Source organism: Nonomuraea jiangxiensis (assembly GCF_900099965.1).
In the GTDB taxonomy this organism is placed as follows: domain Bacteria; phylum Actinomycetota; class Actinomycetes; order Streptosporangiales; family Streptosporangiaceae; genus Nonomuraea; species Nonomuraea jiangxiensis.
This window is the reverse complement of record NZ_FNDJ01000011.1, coordinates 256688-275987: the sequence shown is the minus strand read 5'-3', so window position 1 is coordinate 275987 and position 19300 is coordinate 256688. Positions and strand designations below refer to the sequence as shown.

At 71.2% G+C, this 19300-nt stretch carries 19 protein-coding genes and 1 tRNA gene; 10 read left to right on the top strand and 10 right to left on the bottom strand.

All coding sequences use genetic code 11. The annotated features are described in order from the left end of the window. Nucleotides 1-51: 51 nt before the first annotated feature. Nucleotides 52-1245, top strand: coding sequence for an amino acid deaminase/aldolase (locus tag BLS95_RS24970; RefSeq protein ID WP_090935727.1), 1194 nt, complete (start codon nt 52-54; stop codon nt 1243-1245). 7 nt (nt 1246-1252) lie between these two features. Here BLS95_RS24970 and BLS95_RS24965 read toward each other — a convergent pair whose 3' ends face one another. Next, nucleotides 1253-1582: a DUF3618 domain-containing protein gene (locus BLS95_RS24965; protein WP_090935723.1), complete on the bottom strand. Its 330-nt coding sequence runs from the start codon at nt 1580-1582 to the stop codon at nt 1253-1255. A gap of 191 nt (nt 1583-1773) precedes the next feature. On the opposite strand from BLS95_RS24965, the gene bcp reads away from it, so the two are divergent. Then, entirely contained in the window at nt 1774-2247 is a 474-nt protein-coding gene (gene bcp, locus BLS95_RS24960) for a thioredoxin-dependent thiol peroxidase (RefSeq protein WP_090935721.1), read from the top strand. 374 nt (nt 2248-2621) lie between these two features. Then, nucleotides 2622-2694 (top strand) — tRNA-Leu (locus BLS95_RS24955). 17 nt (nt 2695-2711) lie between these two features. Here the strand turns inward: BLS95_RS24955 and BLS95_RS54380 are convergent. Then, complete coding sequence (locus tag BLS95_RS54380) at nt 2712-3215, bottom strand: hypothetical protein (RefSeq protein ID WP_143043860.1); 504 nt, start codon at nt 3213-3215, stop codon at nt 2712-2714. A gap of 163 nt (nt 3216-3378) precedes the next feature. Here BLS95_RS54380 and BLS95_RS24945 point away from each other — a divergent pair, with 163 nt between their 5' ends. The 4 genes from BLS95_RS24945 to BLS95_RS24930 all read left to right on the top strand — a co-directional run bounded on the left by BLS95_RS24945 (nt 3379) and on the right by BLS95_RS24930 (nt 8560). After that, nucleotides 3379-4545, top strand: a complete 1167-nt coding sequence (locus tag BLS95_RS24945) for a sensor histidine kinase (protein WP_090935716.1) — start codon at nt 3379-3381, stop codon at nt 4543-4545. 15 nt (nt 4546-4560) lie between these two features. Beyond that, complete coding sequence (locus BLS95_RS24940) at nt 4561-5211, top strand: response regulator transcription factor (protein WP_218135968.1); 651 nt, start codon at nt 4561-4563, stop codon at nt 5209-5211. A gap of 108 nt (nt 5212-5319) precedes the next feature. Continuing rightward, nucleotides 5320-6072 carry an ABC transporter ATP-binding protein gene (locus tag BLS95_RS24935; protein ID WP_245765253.1) on the top strand — a complete coding sequence of 251 codons (753 nt, stop codon included), beginning with the start codon at nt 5320-5322 and terminating at the stop codon, nt 6070-6072. 1 nt (nt 6073) lies between these two features. Further along, a complete protein-coding gene (locus BLS95_RS24930) occupies nt 6074-8560 on the top strand; it encodes an ABC transporter permease (RefSeq protein ID WP_090935708.1) in 2487 nt (828 codons plus the stop codon). An 8-nt stretch (nt 8561-8568) separates the two neighbouring features. Here the strand turns inward: BLS95_RS24930 and BLS95_RS24925 are convergent, their stop codons facing one another. From BLS95_RS24925 to rph, 5 genes are all read right to left on the bottom strand, one after another. Then, nucleotides 8569-8838: a hypothetical protein gene (locus tag BLS95_RS24925; RefSeq protein ID WP_090935705.1), complete on the bottom strand. Its 270-nt coding sequence runs from the start codon at nt 8836-8838 to the stop codon at nt 8569-8571. After that, nucleotides 8835-9581 carry a toxin glutamine deamidase domain-containing protein gene (locus tag BLS95_RS24920; protein WP_245765252.1) on the bottom strand — a complete coding sequence of 249 codons (747 nt, stop codon included), beginning with the start codon at nt 9579-9581 and terminating at the stop codon, nt 8835-8837. The genes BLS95_RS24925 and BLS95_RS24920 overlap by 4 nt, the downstream gene beginning before the upstream one ends. Before the next feature lie 198 nt (nt 9582-9779). Then, on the bottom strand, nt 9780-11453 hold the full coding sequence (locus BLS95_RS24915) for a molybdopterin-dependent oxidoreductase (RefSeq protein ID WP_342742759.1): 1674 nt from the start codon (nt 11451-11453) through the stop codon (nt 9780-9782). Between the two features lie 45 nt (nt 11454-11498). Beyond that, nucleotides 11499-12089, bottom strand: coding sequence for an RdgB/HAM1 family non-canonical purine NTP pyrophosphatase (rdgB, locus tag BLS95_RS24910; protein ID WP_090935696.1), 591 nt, complete (start codon nt 12087-12089; stop codon nt 11499-11501). Further along, nucleotides 12086-12805, bottom strand: a complete 720-nt coding sequence (rph, locus tag BLS95_RS24905) for a ribonuclease PH (protein WP_090935693.1) — start codon at nt 12803-12805, stop codon at nt 12086-12088. Before rph ends, rdgB begins: the two co-directional genes overlap by 4 nt. Before the next feature lie 53 nt (nt 12806-12858). Between rph and BLS95_RS24900 the strand changes: the two genes are divergently transcribed. Then, the gene (locus BLS95_RS24900) at nt 12859-14112 is read left to right on the top strand and encodes an MFS transporter (RefSeq protein WP_090935691.1); all 1254 of its coding nucleotides are present in this window, start codon (nt 12859-12861) and stop codon (nt 14110-14112) included. A gap of 10 nt (nt 14113-14122) precedes the next feature. Here BLS95_RS24900 and BLS95_RS24895 read toward each other — a convergent pair whose 3' ends face one another. The 3 genes from BLS95_RS24895 to BLS95_RS24885 all read right to left on the bottom strand — a co-directional run bounded on the left by BLS95_RS24895 (nt 14123) and on the right by BLS95_RS24885 (nt 16709). Further along, nucleotides 14123-14875, bottom strand: a complete 753-nt coding sequence (locus BLS95_RS24895) for an MBL fold metallo-hydrolase (protein ID WP_090935688.1) — start codon at nt 14873-14875, stop codon at nt 14123-14125. Beyond that, nucleotides 14872-15813, bottom strand: a complete 942-nt coding sequence (gene murI, locus BLS95_RS24890; protein ID WP_090935684.1) for a glutamate racemase — start codon at nt 15811-15813, stop codon at nt 14872-14874. Before murI ends, BLS95_RS24895 begins: the two co-directional genes overlap by 4 nt. 104 nt (nt 15814-15917) lie before the next feature. Beyond that, nucleotides 15918-16709 carry a thioesterase family protein gene (locus tag BLS95_RS24885; RefSeq protein WP_090935681.1) on the bottom strand — a complete coding sequence of 264 codons (792 nt, stop codon included), beginning with the start codon at nt 16707-16709 and terminating at the stop codon, nt 15918-15920. A 144-nt stretch (nt 16710-16853) separates the two neighbouring features. On the opposite strand from BLS95_RS24885, the gene BLS95_RS24880 reads away from it, so the two are divergent. After that, nucleotides 16854-17180 (top strand): hypothetical protein, encoded by a 327-nt coding sequence (locus tag BLS95_RS24880; RefSeq protein WP_090935678.1) that lies wholly within the window; start codon nt 16854-16856, stop codon nt 17178-17180. Nucleotides 17181-17265: 85 nt separating this feature from the next. Continuing rightward, on the top strand, nt 17266-19224 hold the full coding sequence (locus BLS95_RS24875) for a DUF3352 domain-containing protein (protein ID WP_090935676.1): 1959 nt from the start codon (nt 17266-17268) through the stop codon (nt 19222-19224). The last annotated feature ends 76 nt before the right edge of the window (nt 19225-19300 follow it).

Below are 19300 nucleotides of genomic sequence, written 5' to 3'. Positions count from 1 at the left end.
ATATGAACCAGGCTCATATTCATTTGTCCCATATGCCGTTACGCTGCTGGTATGGATGACCGCCAGCGCTACGATCGCGCCACAGCGGCTCTCGAACCACCGTTCGCCGTTCTCGACCTGGCGGCCATGCGGGCCAACGCGGCGGACCTCGTACGGCGGGCCGCGGGCAAACCGATCCGGGTGGCCAGCAAGTCGGTACGCAGCCGCCCGATCCTCGAACGCATCCTGGCCATGGACGGCTTCCAGGGCGTCATGGCCTACACCCTGCCCGAGGCACTCTGGCTGGCCGGGCACGGCTTCACCGACATCCTGGTGGCCTATCCCACGGCCGACCGCCGGGCGCTGCGGGCGCTGGCCGGGGACGCGCACGCGGCCGGGCACATCACGGTGACCATCGACTCCACCGCCCACCTGGCCTTCATCGAGGCGGCCGTGGCCGCGGTCCAGCCACGCGCAGACATCCGGATATGTATGGACATCGACGCTGGATATGTCGCCCTCGGCGGGAAATTTCGGGCTGGAGCCCTCCGCTCCCCCGTCCGCGAGCCCCACGAGGCCGCCGACCTGGCCGCCGACCTCGCCCGACGCCCCGGCTTCCGGCTGGCGGGACTGCTGGCGTACGAGGGCCAGATCGCCGGCGTCGGCGACGCCCCGCCCGGGAACGCCGTCCGCACCCGGGCCCTCCGCCTCATGCAGTCACGCTCGGCCAAGGAACTCCTCGTCCGGCGGGGCCGCATCGTCAAGGCCGTGCGCCGGCTCGCCGACCTCGACTTCGTCAACGGCGGCGGCACCGGCTCGATCGAGCGCACGGTACGCGAGAAGGCCGTCACGGAGGTCGCGGCCGGCTCGGGGTTCTTCCATCCGAGGTTGTTCGACTTCTACCGCAGGTTCACGGGCCGTCCGGCGGCCCTGTTCGCCCTGCCGGTGGTGCGCCGGCCGGCTCCGGACACGGTCACCGTGCTCGGCGGCGGCTACCTGGCCTCCGGCCCTCCGGGACCGGCCCGCCTGCCCCAGCCGTACCTGCCGCCGGGCCTGCGCTACGCCCCGGACGAGGGCGCGGGCGAGGTGCAGACGCCGCTGCTCGGCCAGGCGGCGCAGGACCTGCGGCTCGGGGACCGGGTGTGGTTCAGGCACGCCAAGGCGGGCGAGCTGTGCGAGCACTTCGACACGCTGCACCTCATCGAGGGTGACACCGTCGTCGGATCCGTCCCCACCTATCGGGGCGAGGGACGGACCTTCCTCTGACGGCGGGTCAGCCCCTCCTGCGCCGCCGCCAGAGCACGATCGCGGCCCCGACGACCAGCACGGCGCCGATCCCGATCAGCACCGGCGCGAGATCGGGCCGCTCGTCCTCCCACACCTGGTCCATGTCCTTGCCGTAGTCGGCCGGCCGCGGCGTGACGCCCAGGGCGTCCCCCACGGACGCCACCAGGTGCCCGGCCTTGCTCTTGACGTCGGCCACCGTACGCTCGGCGACCCGCCGGGGACTCACCCGGTCGGCGATGGCGTCGACCGTCTGAGCCAACTCCGCGCGTGTCCGCGCGATCCGCCGCTCCAGCTCATCGGGATCGGTGTCAGCCATGGCTCTCCTCTCGACCGTGCGCGTGGCCGCGCCCACTTCGCGTGCCGTGCGAGCTCCGTCCGTTGTCGTCGCGATCAGTCTGTCAGGTCGGCGCACCGTACGGCACGGCGACCCGGTCCGGCATGTCGGCCGCCAGGCCCGGCAGGGCGGGCGGGGCCGGTAGGTTGGCGTGAGGAACTCAGGAGGGCCCATTGACCGAAACCAAGCTCGCGCCCGGCGACGCCGCGCCCGAGTTCACGCTGCCCGCGGCCGACGGCACCGCCGTCTCCCTTGACGCCTACCGTGGCAAGCGGGTGATCGTCTACTTCTACCCCGCGGCGATGACGCCGGGCTGCACCAAGCAGGCCTGCGACTTCCGTGACAGCCTGAGCCGGCTCACGGCCGAGGGCTTCGTCGTCCTCGGTGTCTCGAAGGACAAGCCGGCCAAGCTGGTCAAGTTCGCCGAGCGCGACGCCCTGACCTTCCCCCTGCTGTCCGACCCGGAGCTGACCGTGCACCAGGCCTACGGGGCCTACGGCACCAAAAGGCTCTACGGCAAGGAGGTGGTGGGCGTCATCCGCTCGACGTTCGTCATCGACGGGGACGGCAAGATCGAGCAGGCCCTCTACAACGTGAAGGCCACCGGTCACGTGGCCTCGCTGCTGAAGAAGCTCGGCCTGGCCTGACGCGGCCTCTCAGGGTGCCCGTTCACGGTCCCGACACGATATTTGACCTGATGGGGTAATCACTGTCAGGCGGGAGCAAGTCGACGGGCGGCAGCCGTGCCCGCATCGGCCGCCGCCCGCCCGCCGCGCGTCGGCCCGTCCCGCGTGGCGGGCCGAGTGCGACGGCAGACGGGCGGCGTTCCCCTGATCCAGGCCCTGACCAGCGACTTCTCGCGATTTCCAGCCGCCTCGGTCTGTCAGCGCGCTTCGGGAAGCCGGGCCCCGCAGCGGTGCGCAGGCTGTAGGATTGGCGCATCGTGGCGCGGAAATCTACGGATTCCATGTCCGAATTGCCACTCGCCAGCTGAAATACTTGGTGGAGAAAGGCGAAAAAAGGGGTCGTAGCCCAATGGCAGAGGCGCAGTCTTTAGGTGGCTGTTAGTGTGGGTTCGAATCCCACCGGCCCTACTTTTCTCGACAGAAAATCAACCGGTGCGGGTGGGTTCGGGGACGAAGGTCGGGACCGGCCGGGGCATCTTCAACGGCGGCGCGACGCAATGGACGCCCGTGGGAGTGGTCCGGCAGGACGGCTCGACCGGGTGGAAGAAGTCCTGTCCTGGGCGGTAGGGCGCGTGCATCTCGTTCCGCTCCACGACGCTGCTGACGAAGAGCACGGCACCGCCACCGAGCAGGCCGCCGACGACCAGGCCGATGAGCCCCGCACCGATGATCTGGGCCTGCTTCTGCCGGAAGAAGTCCCTGAAGGAGGACTCACGCTCCCAGCCGCCCGAGCCCGGCATGCCAGGTGGGATGGTGTCCGCGCCAGGCCGGTAGCCGGATGATCGTGGCGTAGGGCCGTCGGGCGCCTCGCCGTAGCTCAACTGGTCGTCCGGGGGTAAGTCGCCGGTGTCCCCGGTCCCCGCTGGGGCCGGGTCGCGCGGTGCTTCCTCTTCACCGCGCGACCCGACGTTTCGATCATGATCCGCCATCACGATCTCCCTTTACTCGCCCCGCGAAGGGCGCTCCCAAAGAACAGCATGCCCCAACCCCCGTAAGCCCGCTGTAAGACCGGATCACGTAAGACCTGGGTCGTACCCGTACTTCCACCTCCAGGCGGAACCGGACCGGGCCGCGGATACATATCGTGATGATGTGTTCGGCAGGATGCGGGCGTGGTCGCGACGCCACGAGAAGCCGGCGACCGTCTCCCGGATGGCGCCGCTGGCCCTGTTGTGCCTGCTCCTGGCGATCCCGTACGCGGCCAGCGTCAGCGGGCCCGATCTCCTCCTCGCCCAGGCCCGCTACCTGGGCCTGTCGGCGATCCTGCTGCTGCCGCTGGCGTGGCGCCGCCGGCCGCTCACCTCCTTCGCCGTCATCGCGCTGATCAGCTTCGGCCAGTGGCTGGCGCACGCCGCCCCGATACCGGCGAACGGCGCGATCCTGGTCGCCCTGTGGGCGGTGGCCTACCAGTGCGTGTTCCGCTGGGCGCTGGCGGCGCTGCTGGTGACGGAGCTGGGCGTGTTCCTGGCACTGGTCAACTGGCAGACGCCCACGCTCGGCATGTTCTTCAGCGGCTCGGTGTTCGTGGTGACCGTCTGGCTGGCCGGCCTGTACGCCAGCACCCGCAGGCGCTACCTGGAAGGTCTGGAGGAGCGGGCCGAGCGAGCCGAACGCGAGCGGGACCAGCAGGCCAGGATGGCCGCGGCGGCCGAGCGCGCGAGGATCGCCAGGGAGCTGCACGACGTCGTGGCGCACAACGTCAGCGTGATGGTGGTGCAGGCCGACGGCGCCGGCTACGCCCTGGACAGCGACCCCGAGGAGGCCCGCCAGGCCGTCAGGAACATCTCCAAGACCGGCCGCGCCGCCCTCGCCGAGATGCGCAGGCTGGTCGGCGTGCTGCGCGGGGACGAGGCCCCGAGCACCGACTACACCCCGCAGCCCGGTCTCGGGCAGCTCGAAGAGCTCGTACGCGGCTCGGCCGTGCCCGCCCTGCTCCGCGTCGGCGGGGCGCCTGCCGAGTTGCCCGAGGGCCAGCAGCTGGCCGTCTACCGGATCGTCCAGGAGGCGCTAACCAATGCCCTCAAACACGGCGGCCCCGGCGTGCGCGCCCTCGTGGAGGTCGACTACGGGGGCCCGGACCTGGTCGTGCGCGTGACGGACGACGGCCGGGGCGCGGCGGCCCCCAGGAGCCCCGACGGGCACGGCCTGATCGGCATGCGCGAGCGGGTCGTCATGTACGGCGGCACCGTGGCGGCGGGCCCCAGGCAGGGCGGCGGCTTCGAGGTGCTGGCCCGGTTGCCCATGGTCAAGGCGGCATAGGAAGGGAGGGGCCTGGTGATTCGGGTGATGCTGGTCGACGACCAGGAGCTGCTGCGGGCCGGGTTCAGGATGGTGCTCGGGGCCCAGCCGGACATCGAGGTCGTCGCGGAGGCCGGCGACGGGCTCGCGGCGCTGGAGCTGCTGAGGACGACCGAGGTCGACGTCGTGCTCATGGACGTACGCATGCCGCACATGGACGGCGTGGAGGCCACCCGGCGCATCGAGGGGCCGAAGGTGCTCATCCTGACCACGTTCGACCTGGACGAATACGCCTTCGCTGCGGTCAAGGCGGGCGCGGCCGGATTCCTGCTGAAGGACGTGCCGCCCGGCGAGCTGGTCAACGCCATCAAGCTCGTGCACGCGGGCGACGCGGTGGTGGCGCCGAGCACGCTGCGGCGCATGCTGGACAGGTTCGCCGCTCACCTGCCGACCGAGGAGCTGTCGGCGGTGTCCGAGCTGACGCCGCGCGAGCGCGAGGTGCTGCTCATGGTGGCCGGCGGCCTGTCCAACCAGGAGATCGCGGGCGGCCTGGAGGTCGCGGAGGCCACGGTGAAGACGCATCTGGGCCGGGTGCTGGCCAAGCTGGGCCTGCGGGACCGGGCCCAGGCGGTGGTCTACGCGTACGAGACCGGGCTGGTCGTGCCCTCGCATCGGCCACAAGTCTGACCGGGGGTCATCCAACCGCGTACGCGAAGTCCCTCCTCAGGGCCCATGGATGGCGAAATTTCCGCTCCTAACGTGGTTTGCGCTGATAAATCATGACAAGGAGTGACCGTGACACTCACGGACAACCGGCACCAGGCCCCGCCCGCCGTGGTGGCCACCGATCTGACCAAGGTGTACGGCCAGGGCGACGCCGTCGTGCACGCCCTGCGCGGCGTGAACGTGGCCTTCGCGACCGGCGCGTTCACCGCCATCATGGGCCCCTCCGGATCGGGCAAGTCCACCCTGATGCACTGCCTGGCCGGCCTCGACGCCGCCACCTCCGGCACCGTGCACGTCGGCGACGTGGAGCTGACCGCGCTGGACGACCGGCGGCTCACCCGGCTGCGCCGCGAACGGATCGGGTTCGTCTTCCAGTCCTTCAACCTGCTGCCCACGCTGACCGCCGAGCAGAACATCCGGCTGCCCCTGGAGATCGCCTCCCGGCAGGCCGACCAGCCGCTGTTCGACCGGGTCATCGACACCGTCGGGCTGCGCAACCGGCTCTCGCACCGGCCGGCCGAGCTCTCCGGTGGCCAGCAGCAGCGCGTGGCCGTGGCCAGGGCGCTCATCAGCAAGCCGCAGGTGATCTTCGCCGATGAGCCGACGGGCAATCTCGACTCCCGCAGCGGCGCCGAGATCCTGTCCTTCCTGCGCACCTCGGTACGCGAGCTGGGCCAGACCATCGTCATGGTCACGCACGACCCCGTGGCGGCCTCGTACGCCGACCGGGTGGTGTTCCTGCGCGACGGCGAGCTGGTCACCGAGCTCGCCACGCCGACGCCGCAGTCCGTGCTGGACACGCTCGTGAAGCTGGAGGCGTGAGGTGCTGAGGACGGCACTCGCCGGGCTGCGCGCGCACCGGCTCAGGCTGCTGCTGACCGCGCTGGCGATCCTGCTGGGAGTGGGCTTCATCGCGGGCACGTTCGTGCTGAACGACACCGTCCAGGCGGCCTTCTCCCAGCGCGTCACGGCCGACGCGGACAAGGTGGACGTGGCCGTACTGCCCAGGGACGCCCACGCGGTGCTGCCCGCGCGGCTGCTGGACCGGATCCGCGCGCTGGACGGCGTGACCGACGCCCAGGGCCTGGTCCGCGGCCCGGCACCGCTGCTGGGCAGGGACGGCAAGACCGTCGGGAGCCTGCCCACCACGGCCCTGTCGGTCGTCCGCGGCCCGCTCGACCGCACGAACGTCGTCTCCGGCACCGGCCCCGGCACCGACGACCACGCCGCCGTGCTGGACGAGAACACCGCCAAGGCCCAGGGCTTCCGGATCGGCGACACGATCACCGTGCTCGACCATGAGAGGGGCGAGCACCGGTTCGAGCTCGTCGGCCTGATCGACACCGGCGTGGACCAGATGCTGGCCGTCACCGGCGCGCTCGGCTTCACCCCCGCCACCACCCAGCGCCTCACCGGCGCGAAGGGCTACCGCGAGATCGACGTCGCGGGCGACGCTCCCGGGCTGGAGCGGGCCGTCGCGGCCGCCGCCGGGCCCGGCCACGTGGTCAAGACCGGCGACGAACTGGCCGCCGACCTGGCCAGGGCCGCCGGGGTGGAGGCGCGCTCGTTCACGCTGGCCCTGCTGCTGTTCGGGATCGTGGCGATGATGGTGGCCGCGCTCGTCATCTACAACACCTTCAACATCCTGGTCGCGCAGCGCACCAGGGAGATGGCGCTGCTGCGGTGTGTCGGGGCCACCAGGGCGCAGGTGTTCGGCTCGATCCTGCTGGAGTCCGCCGTGGTGGGTGCGCTCGCCTCCGCGCTGGGCCTGCTCGCCGGGTACGGCCTGGCCGCGCTCGCCCTGACCGTGCTCGGCGTGTTCGACACCCCGCTGCCCACCGACGCGACCGCGTCGCTCACCCCGGCCACGATGGCCATCGGCCTGGCCGTCGGCCTGCTGGTGACCGTGGGCGCGGCCGTGCTGCCCGCCAGGGCGGCCACCCGGGTCCCGCCGATCGCGGCGCTGCGTGCCCAGGTGGAGGAGCCGGCGTTCCGCACGGGCCTGCCGCGGCTGATCGTCTCCGGTCTCCTGCTGGTGGCCGGGCTCGGCACGACCGCGGCCGGCGTGCTGATGTTCGACCCCGGCCAGCTCTCGCTCGTCGTCGTGGTGGCCGGCGGCGCGCTGACCTTCCTGGCCGTGCTGATCCTGGGCCCGGTGCTGGTCAAGCCGCTGAGCGCGGTGGTCGGCCGGCTGCCCGCCAGGCTGTTCGGGGTGCCGGGGCGGCTCGCGGTGGAGAACGCGGCACGCAACCCGGGGCGGGCGGCGACCACGACCGTGGCACTGACGATCGGCGTGACGCTCATGACGCTGATCTCGGTGGTCACCGCGTCCACCAGGACGACGATGACGGCCCAGCTCGACGCGCAGTTCCCGATCGACTATCTGCTGGCCGGCCAGGAGCGGGACCCCGTGGTCCCGAGGGCGGTGGCGGCCGAGCTGCGCCGGCGGCCCGAGCTGTCCTCGGTGGTGCAGATCCGCGAGGTCAGGGCCACGGTGGCGGGCCGGCGGGTCGACGTCGGCACCTACAGCGGGCCGATCACCCCCGCCGTCGCCTCCGGCAGCATGACGGGCTTCGGCCCCGGTCAGGTGGCCCTCAACGAGTCCACGGCCAGAGACCTCGGCGCGCGGGTCGGCGACTCGCTCTCCCTCCAGACGGCCGAGGCGGGCCGGGTGGCGCTGAGGGTGACCGCACTGCTCGACGGCTCCCAGTCGTCGCTCCCGCCCGTCACGGTGGCGGAAGGGCCGTTCGACCGGTACTTCGGCGCGGTGCCGGACACGATGGTGATGGTCAACGCCAAGGACGGCGTGCCACCGGAACAGGCCAGGAAGCTGGTGGACGCCGCCGCGGCCAACTACCCGGTCGTGCAGGTGACGAGCTCGACCGAGGTACGCGGCGAGTTCGACGAGACGCTGGACATGGTGCTCATGATCGTCACTGGGCTGCTGGGGCTGGCGATCCTGATCTCCCTGCTGGGCATCGCGAACACGCTCTCGTTGTCGGTACACGAGCGGACCAGGGAGTCGGCCCTGCTGCGCGCCCTGGGGCTGACCCGGCGGCAGCTACGCGGCATGCTCTCGATCGAGGCGCTGGTGCTCGGGCTGATCGGGGCGCTGGTCGGGGTGGTGCTCGGCGGGGTCTTCGGCTGGGCGGCCATGATGGCGATGCTGGCCGACGCGGCCTACTCGTTGCCCGTGCCGCAGGTCGTGCTCTTCGTGCTGCTGTCCGGGCTGGCGGGCGTGCTGGCCGCCGTCCTCCCGGCCCGCCGGGCCGCGCGGGCCTCGATCGTCGACTCCCTCGCCACCGGGTGACCCGCCCGTCAGCGGGGCGTACGGCCCGGCCAGAGCTCCGCGACCGTCTCCGGGTCCAGCAGCGGCCGGGCCACCACCTCACCCGTGGCCCGGTCGATCACGACGCACCCGCCCCCGAGCGTCTCCGGCAGTTTGGCGGGATCGTCGGGGTCCAGGTCGCGCACCCACGCCACATAGCCGCCGGCGAACCCGTGCACCCCCACCGACAACGGCTCGTCCAGCGGCCGCACGCCGTTGAAGTACTCCTCGGCCAGCGCCCTGGCCTGGTCGTGGTTCATCGCGGCCGTCCCTGCCGGTCGAGTATCACGCAGAACACCCCGGTCACCGTCGAGTACGGCGGCTCGACGGACATGTGCCCCCGCTGGGCGTCGATCCAGATCACCTCGCCGTCGGCGTTGACCGCGTTCCAGACGTGGCAGCCGCCGCCGGGCCAGCGCACCACGATGACCGCGCCCGCCCCGGGCCCGGCCTCGCTCAGCCGCCGCGCGATCATCGGGTAGGCGTGCCGGCCCTGGCCCGCGTACTGGAGCCGGTGCCCGACCCAGCGCTCGATCCTGGCCGTGCTGCCGTACTCGCCGGTCAGCATCGGCCGGCCGATGCCGTCGTACTCGGGCAGCCTGGGTGCGGCCGCGGCGGGCTCGCCGTGCCAGGTGGACAGGACGGCGAGCGCGCAGTCGGCGGCGTTGGTGGCGCGGAACGGGTCGTCGGCCGGGCCGCCGCCGTTGATCAGCCGCACCCAGGTGCCACGCGGGTCGGGGAAGCGCGCGCCGGGCCGCAGCGCCTCCGCCAGGTCCCGCTCCACCTGCGGGTCCGGCCGCGCGAGCCCGCCGGGCACGCCGTACGGCCGGAAGTCGGCGAGCCGGGGCGGCCGCTGCCGCTGATCGAACCAGTCGAGCTCCACGGCCTCCGCCTCGACGGGCTCGTCCATGGGCTCGAAGGTGACCTCCGCGGCGGGCGGGGCGGGATCGGCGTCGGTATCGGCGGCCCGCTCGTAGTCGAGCCACCGCACCCCTTCAGCCACGGCGGGGTTGTACCGGCCTTCTGGTAGGACCCATCGGACACTCGGCTTGCGCTCGCGGAACACGGCCTGCCTCCTGTCTTGCTCGACGAACGATCGTAGAGGCGTCACCGTGACCGGGAGGGGAAGTCAGCCAGATTCGAGGCCAGGATCACCCGCTCTACCTGGGCAAACACCCCCAATCACGGGCGGGCGGGCGGCTCAGGCCGCCTGCACCGTGACGGTGTGCCACCCGGTGGCGCCGTCGGGCGCGGGCGGGGCGAGCTGCTCGGTCTGGGTGTATCCGGAGGCGTCGGTCGCCCGCACCTGGATCGTGTGATCGCCGGCGGCCAGGTCCCAGTCGATCGACCACTGCCGCCAGGTGTCGGGGCCCGGCACCTGGGCCAGCGTCGCCTGCTTCCACTGCCCGCCGTCGACCCGCACCTCCACCGCGTCCACTCCGGTGTGCTGCGCCCACGCCACCCCGGCGATCTTGGTACGTCCGGCCCGCAGCGAGTCGCCTGGCCTGGGCACGTCGATGCGCGACTGGGTCTTGATCGGGCCCTTGGCGGACCAGCCGCGCGGCGTCCAGTACGCCTCGTCCGCGTCGAACGTGGTGACCTTGACGTCCACCACCCACTTGGTGGCCGAGACGTAGCCGTACAGGCCGGGCACCACCTGGCGCACCGGGAAGCCGTGCTCGACCGGGAGCGCCTCGCCGTTCATCGCGACGGCGAACAGTGCCTCGCGCCCGTCCATGACCACGTCCACCGGGGTGCCGCAGGTGAAGCCGTCGGCGGAGGTGGACAGGAGCATGTCGGCACCGGACCGCAGGCCCGCTCGGCGCAGCACCTCGGACATGCGCAGGCCCAGCCAGCGGGCGTTGCCGACGTAGGGGCCGCCGACCTCGTTGGAGACGCAGGTGAGCGTGACGTCGGCCTCGGTGAGGGGCATTTTCAGCAGGTCGTCGTAGGTGAGCTCGACCGGGCGGTCGACCAGGCCGTGGATGCGCAGCGTCCAGTCGGCGGGCTCCACCTGGGGGACGACGAGCGCGGTGTCCACCCGATAGAAGTCCTTATTTTTCGTAATAAATGAGGACAAGCCGTTGATGTGGAAGTCCGTACCCGCTGGGAGGGGCTTGGCGGGGTTCGCGGCCCTGGGCAGCGCCACCCCCACCCGCGCGGCGTCCACCGTCTGCCGCCCGCCGAGCTGCCGCCCCAGCACGGTCGCCGCCCCCGCGACCACCACGCCCCCGGCGACCCCGGTCAGCAACCGCCGCCGGTCGAAGGCCCGCAACTCCGCCCCGGCCCGCATCACCGCGGGCCGCTCCACCCCGACATCCTCCGCGGCCCCGGCCGCCACGGGCGGCCCGTCATCCGCGCCCGCCACGGACCGCTTCACCCCGGCACCGTCCCCGGCCACGCCGCCGGACGTCGCAGAGCCCGGCACCGGTCCGCCCTCCGCCCGCCCCAGCAGCCAGGAGAGGGTCCAGGCGGCGGCCACCACCCCGATCAGGGTCGGCAGCACGTCCAGGGCCCCGGCGTCCGGCCGGGTCAGCACCGCCAGCAGGCCGATCACCCCGAACGCGGACAACCCGGCGAAACCGTAGGCGCGAGCGCGCCGGGCCAGCACCCCGATGGCGGCGGCGATCACCGCGAGCACCACGAGGACGCCGCCGACGAGAACCGTCTTGTCGCTCTCGCCGAACGTCCTGATCGCGAACTCCTTGAGCGGAGCCGGCGTCAGGTCCACCGCCGCATCGCCGACCGCCACGACCGGAGACGTCTCCGGCCCCACGACGCCGGCCACGAGCTGCGCCATCCCGAGGGCCACGCCCCCGGACACCAGCCCCGCCAGGGCGCCGGCCCAGCCGGGCACCATCTCTTTCCTTTGCACAATACGAACGTACGCCGCCGCGCCCACCGGGTTCTTACGCGGTGGTTACGAGCCGAGCAGCTCCCGGACGACCGGCGCCAGCGCGCGGAAGGCCCGCCCGCGATGGCTGATGGCGTCCTTCTCCTCCGGCGGCAGCTCGGCCGTGGTGCGCTCCTCGCCGTCGGGCACGAAGATCGGGTCGTAGCCGAACCCGTTGGCCCCCCGCGGCGTGGTGACGAGGTGGCCCGGGAGCACGCCCTCGACCACACGGGACTCCCCCGACGGCAGCGCCAGCGCGGCGACGCAGGTGAAGTGCGCGCTCAACGCGCCGGCGGGCACGTCGGCGACCTGGGCGAGCAGCAGGTCGAGATTGGCCCGGTCGTCGCCGTGCCGCCCGGCCCACCGCGCGGAGAAGACCCCGGGCATGCCGTTGAGCACGTCGACGCAGAGCCCCGAGTCGTCGGCCACCGCGGGCAGCCCGGACCCCTGCGCGACCGCATGCGCCTTGAGCAGGGCGTTGGCCTCGAACGTGACCCCCGTCTCCGCGATCTCACCGATCGAGGGGAACTCCTCCAGCCCGAGGATCTCGAACCCGGCCAGGATGCGGCGCAGCTCAGCGATCTTGCCCGGGTTGCGGGTGGCCAGCACGATCTTCATGACGCCAGGGCCTCCTGCTGGATCAGCGTGAGCTCGGCGCAGCCCGCCACGGCCAGGTCGAGCAGCTTGTCCAGGGCCGCACGGTCGAACGGGGCGCCCTCGGCGGTGCCCTGCACCTCGACGAAGCTGCCCTCACCGGTCATCACGACATTCATGTCGGTCTCGGCGGCGACGTCCTCGGTGTAGCAGAGGTCGAGCATCGGCACCGAGCCGACCACTCCGACGGACACGGCGGAGACGGAGGCGATCAGCGGGTCACCCGGGCACATCCGGCGCTTGCGCATCCAGGCGACCGCGTCGGCCAGCGCCACGTAGGCGCCGGTGATCGCGGCGGTCCTGGTGCCGCCGTCGGCCTGCAGCACGTCGCAGTCGAGCAGAATGGAGTTTTCGCCGAGCGCCTTGTAATCGACGCAGGCCCGCAGCGAGCGCCCGATCAGCCGGGAAATCTCATGCGTCCTGCCGCCGATTTTGCCGCGGACCGATTCGCGATCGTTACGGGTATTGGTCGCCCGGGGCAACATCGCATATTCGGCCGTTACCCATCCCTGGCCGCTGCCTCTGCGCCAGCGCGGCACGCTGTCCTGGACGGAAGCGGCGCACAACACCCTGGTGCCGCCGAACTCGACCAGCACCGAGCCCTCGGCGTGCGTGAGCCACTGCCGGGTGACGGTGATGGGACGTAGCTGGTCAGGGTTGCGGCCATCCTGTCGGGACATGCAGCTCACCCTATCTCCGCGCCGCGACGCTCTTGACCAAATGTGTCCGCTACATGGATCCTTACGCAATGACAACGGGGGTGTTGCGAAACCCCGACTTCCGTCGGTTCTTGAGTTCGCAGATCGCGAACGAAGTCGGAGCGAATATCTCACGGGTGGCCCTGCCACTGGTGGCGGTGCTGCTGCTGCACGCCAGTCCGGTGGAGGTCGGCGTGCTGTCCGCACTGCAGACGACCGCCTTCCTGCTGCTCGGCCTGCCCGCGGGGGTGTGGGTCGACAGGATGCGCCGGCGCCGCGTGATGATGACGACGGACCTGGCCAGGTTCGTTCTGCTCGGGAGCATTCCGGTCGCGGCCGAGCTGGGGCTGCTGTCCATCGGGATGCTGTTCGTGGTGACGCTGCTGGTGGGGGTGGCCCAGGTCTTCAACGACGTGGCCGACCAGACGTACCTGCCCGATGTGGTCAGCGTCCAGCAGCTCAGCGACGGCAACTCCAAGCTGGAGGTCGTGCGCTCGGGATCGTTCCTGGCGGGGCCCGGCCTCGGGGGCGCGCTGGTGCAGCTGCTCGGCGCGTCGCGCACCATGACCGCCACCGCGCTGGGCGCGCTGGCCTCGGTGCTCTTCCTGCGCTCGATCAAGGTCCCGGACAAGCCGCCCGCCGTCACCGAGCCCGCGCCGCTGATGCGCGGCATCGGCGAGGGGCTCTCCTTCGTGTGGAACGACCGGCTGATGCGCGCGCTCATGACCACCACCGCCGCCATGAACCTGTGCGTCAGCGCGGTGACGAGCTTATCGGTGTTCTTCCTGGTCCACGAGGTCGAGCTGACGCCCGGGCTGATCGGTACGCTGCTCATGTCCGGCGGGATCGGCGGGTTGCTCGGCGGCATTTCCGCCGGCTGGTTATCCAGGAGATACGGCGCCGCCAGGATGACGTGGCTGTCCGTCATCGTGGCCTCGCCCTTCGGCCTGCTGTTGCCCATGACGCAGGCCGACTGGCGGGTGGTGTACTTCGCGATCACCTCGATCGCGCTCTCGTGGAGCGCGGCCGTCTCGAACGTGGGCCAGGTCACCTACCGGCAGACCGTGGCCCCCGAAGGGCTGCTCGGCCGGATCAACGCGTCGGTGCGGTTCGTGGTCTGGGGCGCCCTGCCGCTGGGCGCGCTGCTCGGCGGCCTGATCGCCAACCGGATCGGCGTCCGGGAGACCCTGTGGGTGTTCATGGGCGCCAGGCTGCTGGCGTTCCTGCCGCTGCTGTTCTCCCCCATGCCGCGCATGCGCGACTTCACCGAGGTTCAGGCCAGGTGGTAGCCCGCCCCGCTCACCCCAGGTCGTAGACCGCGCCGCTGCGTGCCAGCTCCACGGGGCCGTCGAAACCTCCTCCCGCGGCCTCCTCCAGCACGACCGCCTGGTCGTTCCAGGGGACGAGGTGGGTGAGCACGAGCCTGCCGACGCCGGCCTTGGCGGCGTGTTCGGCGGCCTGGCGGCCCGTCAGGTGCAGGCCGGTGGGCAGGTCGGGGCCCTCGACGAACGACGCCTCGCAGAGCAGCAGGTCGGCGTCGGCGGCCAGCCTCACCAGCTCGGCGGACTCCCCGGTGTCGCCGGAGTAGGCCACGCAGCCCGAGCCGTTGGCCACGCGGAAGCCGTACGCCTCGACCGGGTGGTTGACCAGCCCCGCGGTGACGGTGAACGGCCCGACCTCGAACGTCCCCTGCGACAGCGGCACGAAGTCGAAGGCGGTCTCCAGGCCCGGCTCGTCCGGCATGCCGTACGCGGCCGCCAGCCGGGCGGGGGCGTCGGCCGGCGCGTAGACGGGCACCGTGGGGTAGGGCGCCTGCGGCCCGTACGTGCGGGCCACGTGATAGCCGCAGATGTCGAGGCAGTGGTCGGCGTGCAGATGGGACAGGCAGATCGCGTCCACGTCGTACAGGCCGATGTGGCGTTGGAGCGCGCCCAGCGAGCCGCTGCCGAGGTCGAGCAGCAGTCGGAAGCCGGCCGCCTCGATCAGATAGCAGGACGCGGGGCTGTCAGGGCCGGGGTAGCTGCCCGAGCATCCGACGATGGTCACCTTCATGTGGGCTCCTTCTCGTTGCGACGCTCCGCGTCGCGGCTCGGCCGCTCGGATCCGGTGTCTTCCCTCGTCGCCCTGGTCGCTGCGCTCCCGCCGCTTCTCAGTCCGGACACCGGCACGGCCGAGCGGCCGTTAAAGGTAGTACCCCCCACTGGTGCGACTTCGACCGCATCGATCTCCGGACCCAGGAATCGCCGCCCCAGACGGGCGAAGAGCAGGGAGTCGCCGGTGGCTCGGAAGCGGTGCCGGGGGGTGGCCTCGCTGCCCGCCGCCAGATCGCGGTCATGCAGGATTCGATAGACGTCCTTGGCCGTCTCTTCCGCGCTGGAGACCAGCGTCACCCCGTTGCCGGCGACATACGAGATGGCGCCGGTGAGCAGCGGGTAGTGGGTGCAGCCGAGGATGAGAGTGTCGCACCCGGCGGCCCTGATGGGTGCCAGGTAGTCGCGTACGACCTCGATGAGCTCGTCGCTCATCGTCTCTCCTCGTTCGACGTACTCCACCAGGCGTGGGGCGGCCACGCCGGTGAGTTGCACGTCGGGTGCCGCGGTGAAGGCGTCGTGATAGGCCATGGAGTCGATGGTGGCCCTGGTGGCGATCACGCCGACCCTGCCGGTGCGGGTGGCACGCACCGCGCGCCTGGTGGCGGGCTGGATCACCTCGACGACCGGCACGTCGTAACGCTCGCGGGCGTCGCGCAGCACGGCGGCGCTGGCGCTGTTGCACGCGATCACGAGCATCTTGACGTCGTGCTCGACGAGGTGGTCCATCACTTCCAGGGCGTAGGCGCGCACCTCCGCGATGCGTTTCGGCCCGTACGGCTGGCGGGCCGTGTCGGCCACGTAAGTGATCGATTCGTGCGGCAGCTGGTCGATGATCGCCCGGGCGACCGTCAAGCCACCGACTCCGCTGTCGAAGATCCCAATACTCGCGTCCGGCACGTTCTAGAGGGTAGGCGACCTGGGCGATCAACACTGCGTAAGAATGCTCACATCGGCGACACCTGAGCGTCACGTGGTGTTGTCTTGCTCACACCCCTCGCCCCTCAACCCCTCCCGACCCGGGCGAGCTGGCGTGACTGGGCGACCAGGCGGCCGGCGGAGTCGCGTACCTCGACGTCCTCGTCGAACCAGCCGTCGGAGACCAACCGGCCGCTGCCGAGCAGCGTGAGCCGGCCGGGCGCGGGCAGCGCGCGCAGGTGCCAGGTGAGCTCCACGGTCGGCGCCCAGCCGCGCATCCCGGCCGAGAACACCACGGGCGGCAGCGCGTCCACGGCCAGCGCCAGCACGTACGGGTCCGGGTCCTGCGGCTCGGCCATCCTGAAGTACGCCCGGGACTCGGGCCTGCGGCTGGGCTCGCCCTTCAGCCAGCCGATCGTGGGCGGGTCGAAGAGCAGCTCCATCTGGGCGTTCAGCGTCATGTTCGACTCGGGCTTGGGGTCGGGCAGCTTGACGCAGTCCTCGATGTCCGGCATGCCGTACGCCGGTTCGGCGGTGTAGACGGGCTCGGCCTCGTTCAGCGTGGCCGTGGTGATCAGGCTCTCGATCTGCGCCACGCCGTCCTGCACGAGCGTGGCCCTGGCGAAGGCGGCCGTCCTGCCCGACTTGATCGGCTCCACCCTGACCTGCGCGGGACCGGGGACGGGCGCCTTGAGGAACTGGGCGGCCGTGCTCACCGGATGCTCGAACGGCGAGGCGTCCACCGCCGCACGCAGGATCACGGCCAGGAGGTAGCCGCCGTTGAGCGGGCCCCCGATCGCGTATCCGGGGTCCAGGCACACGTCGTAGCAGCCCTCCTCGACCCGAATCGCCTGCGTCGCCTCGTCGAATTTGGTCATGCGCGCCCGCCTCACCTCTGGAACCTTATTCTGTTGCTCACCTACTCTACGGCGGGCCGCGCCTGCCGCCCCACAGGGTGCGGGTGACGCCTGTTGTCAGCGCGCCTACCTGCGAAAACGCGATCCTGCTGAGACAGTTCGATCATGACAAGTGTCACCGAACTCATCGGTCAGTCCGTATGGGACTCGAACGGGGTGTGGGTCGGTTTCGTCGTCGACATCCGCGTCGTCAGGCACAAGGGCGAACTCCAGCAGAGCCACACCGTCTACGGCCTCGTCGTCTCCAGCCGGCGGGGGCCGCTCCTGCTCGGGATGACCCGCGACCGCGAGGGCCGCGCGTCGTGGTTGCAGCGCGCGATGGCGCGGGTGGTGTACGCGGGCTGCACGTTCGTGCCGTGGGCCTGCGTCGCGGATTACGGCGGCGGCGAAGTCCACATCGGCGTGGTCCGAAAGGAACTAAACCGCGTATAAACCCATCTTCAGCACATTGCAAGCGCCCATCTAGCAACATCAGCTACCTTCTCTGTGGTCAAAAGTCCACATTGTGAGTTGAGTGATGTCTGCGAATAACCCCCCCTATGGCCAGGATCCCGAGCGGACCACGGCCTACAACTGGAACCAGGGGCAGCAGCCGGAGCACCCCCCGACCATGCCGCTGTCCTCATCCGGCCAGCCGTACCCGCCTCAGCAGCCCTACCCGCCGCAGCAGTCCTACGGCCAGCAGGGCCCTCAGGGACAGCAGCAGGGGGGCTACGGTCAGCAGGCGTCCTCCGGCCAGCAGCCGTACCACCCCCAGCAGCCGTACGGACAGCAGCCCGCCTACGGCGCCGGGTACGGCCAGCAGCCCCAGCAGGGCTGGCCGCAGCAGGACCAGGGCGGTTGGCAACAGCAGGACCAGGGTGGCTGGCACCAACAACAGCAACAGCCACAGCAGGGTTGGCAACAGGAAGCACCACAGCAGGGTTGGCAGCAGGAAGTCCAGCAGCAGGGCTGGCAGCAGGACCAGGGAGGCTGGCAGCAGCAGGGCCAGTACGCCCAGGGCGGCTGGCAGCAGCAGGGCCCTGAAGGCTTTGACTCCTCGCAGCCGGCCAGGAAGAGCCGCAAGACCTGGATCATCGCCGCGGCCGCGTCGCTGGCCGTGATCCTGCTCGGCGGCGGCGCCGTCTGGGCCGTGGGCGCCATCGGCGGCGGCGGCACGCAACCGCACGAGGTGCTGCCCGCCAACGCGATCGCCTACACCCGCCTCGACATGGACCCGGCGGCGAACCAGAAGCTGGCGCTGTTCCAGATCGCCAGGAAGTTCACGGTCACCAAGGACGACTTCTCCGGCGAGGACCCGCGCCAGGCGCTGTTCAACACGTTCACCGCCGACTCCGACACCAAGATCGACTTCACCAAGGACGTCGACCCGTGGCTGGGCAGCAGGATCGGCTTCGCCGCCGTGCCCTCCGGCAAGGAGGAGCCCGACGTCGCGGTGGCCGTCCAGGTCAAGGACCAGGAGCTGGCCAAGGCCGGCCTCGCCAAGCTGACGGAGGGCGAGAACTTCGGCATCGCCTTCCGCGAGGACTACGCGCTGCTCGCGTCCAGCCAGCAGCTCGCCGACAAGTACGCCCAGGCCGAGACGACCCTGGCCGACAACGCCGAGTTCGCCGACGACATGGGCGCGGTCGGAGAGCAGGGCGTGCTGTCGTTCTGGGCCAGCATGAAAGGGCTGCTCGACCTGGCCGGGAGCAGCGTGCCCGCCGCCGAGCAGGCGATCGTGCAGCAGCTCAAGAACGCCAGGTTCGCCGGCGCGCTGCGCTTCGACAGCGCCTACGCCGAGCTGACCGGCATCGTACGCGGGACCGAAGGGCTGGGCCTGGAGGGCGACCTGCCCGCCACGACCCTCTCCACCCTCCCCGACTCCACGGCGGCGGCCCTGTCGATCTCCGGCATCGACCAGATCATCACCAAGCAGTGGGCCGAGGTGGAGAAGCAGATCGCCGCGTCGCCGGAGACCAAGCAGCTCGTGGACGGGTTCACGGCCCAGACCGGGCTGAGCCTGCCCGGCGACCTGGCCACTCTGCTGGGCCAGAACCTCACCGTGGCGCTGGACAGCGAGGGCCTGGCCAGCCAGCAGTTCAAGGGCGGCGTTCGCGTCGTGACCGACCCGGCCAAGGCGCAGTCGATCCTCGACAAGATCCTGCAGAGCACGCAGACGGCCGGCCAGGCCGTTCCGCCGGTCGCCAAGGTCGCCGGTGACGGCGTCCTCACGGTCGCGACGACGGACGAGTACGCCAAGAAGCTCAGCGAGGAGGGCGCGCTGGGCGACTCGGAGACGTTCCAGACGGCGATCCCCGACGCCGACAACGTCAACTACGCGGTCTTCGTGGACCTGGACAAGGTCGAGAACCTCTACCTGGCGTCCCTGAAGGGCGACGACAAGGCCAACGCGCAGGTGCTGAGGGCGGTCGGGCTGAGCGCCAAGGCGACCGCGAGCGAGGGGTCGTTCTCGCTGCGGGTCCTGTTCAACTGACCGAGATCGAAGCAGCGGGGCGGCCGGTCAGCGACCGGCCGCCCCGCCCATGACCGGGGTTCGGGCGGCCGGTTCG